The organism is Methylobacterium sp. D48H, from assembly GCF_053345715.1.
The window spans coordinates 1-300 of the sequence record NZ_JBKFAP010000169.1; the positions used below are offsets into that span (position 1 = coordinate 1).

At 70.0% G+C, this 300-nt stretch carries 1 protein-coding gene; it reads left to right on the forward strand.

Annotated features, from left to right (window positions below):
* Window positions 1–300, forward strand: a 300-nt coding sequence (locus tag ACLBX8_RS31985) for a beta-ketoacyl synthase N-terminal-like domain-containing protein (protein ID WP_447716447.1), incomplete at both ends; no start/stop codon positions are given.

A 300-nucleotide genomic window follows, 5' to 3' on the forward strand; every position in this document is an offset into this window, starting at 1 on the left:
GACGGCACCGACGGCACCTTCAACCCCGACCTCGTGATGGAGCTGAAGGAGCAGCGCAAGGTCGACCCGTTCATCGTCTACGCGATGGCGGGGGCCGACGAGGCGCTGAAGGATGCCGGCTGGGCGCCGAAGAGCCACGAGGACCAGTGCGCCACCGGCGTGCTGATCGGCTCCGGCATCGGCGGCACCGGCGGCACCTACGACGCCTCCGTGACCCTGCACGAGAAGGGCCCGCGCCGGATCTCGCCGTTCTTCATCCCGGGCCGGATCACCAACCTCGCCTCCGGCCAGGTCTCGATC